1 protein-coding gene is annotated in these 2,321 nt (G+C 59.7%); it reads left to right on the forward strand.

What is annotated here, in order from left to right; translation table 11 throughout:
- On the forward strand, positions 1-2,321 hold a 2,321-nt coding region (locus AB1462_RS31330), incomplete at both ends, for an Ig-like domain-containing protein (protein WP_367248936.1).

Raw genomic sequence — 2,321 nt, forward strand, 5'->3', positions numbered from 1 at the left:
AACGGCACCATCACCGTGACTGCGGTCAACGACGCGCCGGTGGCTGCGGAAACTACTGCGACCGGCGCTGAAGACCCAAGCGTAGGCATCGCGGTCAAACTGTCCGCCACCGACGTAGACAGTCCGACGGACGTGAAATCCTTCACTGTCGGCACGCCAACCAACGGCACCTTCTACACCGACGCGGCGATGACCAAACCGGTGACCGGTTCCATTGACGCGGTCAACGGCGAAGCCACGGTTTACTTCAAACCAAACGCGGACTTCCACGGCACGGCGAACTTCACTTACACCGCGACCGACGGCGGTAACGCTGACGGCAGCAGCCCGCTGACTTCGGCTCCAGCCAACGGCACCATCAACGTGACCCCGGTCAACGATGCGCCGACTGCGAGCAATGGCCACATAGAAAGCAACGAAGACACCCCAGTCGAGCTGAAGTGGTCGACATTCGGGGTCAATGATGTGGATTCCACGGACTCGAAAGTCGTCTTCACCAGCCTGCCCAGCGGTGCCATTGAGTACAAAGTCGACGGTGTTTGGGTCCAGCTCAACGCAGCTGATCTGAAAACCGATACGTCGCCGGGCAAGGCCTTCAGCCAGGCCGACTTCGACAATCACAATGTGCGTTACAGCCCAGCAGCCAACGAGTCGGGTGATAGCAGCTTCGGCAACACCGGCGTCGGTAACAAGCAGGGTGATTACACCGAGCTGAAGTTCCAGGCTACCGACGGCCAGCTCAACAGCGACACTCAAACCATCACCGTGGATATCCACCCAGTGACGGACGTTCCTGTCGTGACGGTCGGCTCGTTCGGTGACGTGCCAACCGGCTTGACCATTCAAACCTGGACCGGCGGGAACCTGCCTGGTGCATTGGGTACGAACGGTAATGGTGTTGTTCAGTCCAGCGATTTGATTCGGGTCATCAACGCCCAAACCCCTGGCAGCGCAGCCTCCACGGGTGTGACCGCAAACGTGAGTAACGGTGATGTGGTGGAGCACACTGCGACCAAAGTCTCTGGCCTGATTTACCTGGAAGCCGGCAAGAGCTACAGCTTCACCGGCAGCGCCGATGACAGCATGGCGGTTACCGTCGGCGGCAAGTTGGTGTCGACCGAGACCTGGAGCCAGGGCAGCGGGATCAACGCAACGCCCTTTACGCCGACAGAGTCGGGTTATTACACCCTCGACATCTATCACTACAACCAGGCCGGCCCGGGCAACTACGACGTCAATGTCTCGATCAACAGCGGCCCGTCAATGGCGTTGGGTAGCAGCGGCGTGCAGACCTATACCAGCCTGGACGCGTTGAAAGCCGCCGGGGCGGTCTTTGACGATGCTCACGTGGTCAACGGAGAAGGCTATTACACCGGCTACGTTTACAACCACGGCCTGGAAGACAGTGCGATCAAGATCAGCCCGATCACGACCACGTTTGTCGACAATGACCAGTCGGAATCGCACAAGGTAGAAATCAGCGGCCTGCCTGAAGGCGCTGTAATTACCGACGGCGCCACGGGCCACAGCTATACCTCGACGGGTGCGACCACCCAGTACGATGTCAGCAATTGGAACCTGGCTACCTTGACCGTCACTCCGGCCAAGGATGCGACGGCCAATTTCGATCTGACTGTGACGGCAACAGCCAAAGAGTTGAGCACGCAGGTTGAAGAAGTCACGACTGGCAAGGTGAGCGTCGTGGTCACTGCGGTCAACGATGCGCCAGTGGCGATCGTCACCACGGCGACCGGTGCTGAAGACCCAAGTGTCGGGATCGCGGTCAAGCTGTCCGCCACCGATGTCGATGGTCTGGCCAACGTCAAGTCGTTCAACGTCGGCACGTCGACCAATGGCACCTTCTATACCGATGCGGCCATGACCAAACCGGTGACCGGCGCTATTAACGCGGTCAACGGCGAAGCCACGGTTTACTTCAAGCCGAACGCGAACTTCAACGGCACGGCGAACTTCACCTACACGGCCACCGACAGCGGCAACGCTGACGGTAGCAACGTACTGACCTCGCCAGCGGCTAACGGCACCATCACCGTGACTCCGGTCAACGACGCGCCGGTTGCAGCGGCGACTACCGCGACCGGTGCTGAAGACCCAAGTGTAGGTATCGCGGTCAAGCTGAGCGCGACCGACGTGGATGGCCTGGTGAACGTGAAATCCTTCACTGTCGGCACGCCAACCAATGGCACCTTCTACACCGACGCGGCCATGACCAAAGCGGTGACCGGCGCTATTAACGCGGTCAACGGCGAAGCCACCGTGTACTTCAAGCCAAACGCGAACTTCAACGGCACGGCGAACTT

The sequence above is a fragment of the Pseudomonas sp. SB113 genome (assembly GCF_040754745.1).
Lineage (GTDB): Bacteria > Pseudomonadota > Gammaproteobacteria > Pseudomonadales > Pseudomonadaceae > Aquipseudomonas > Aquipseudomonas grimontii.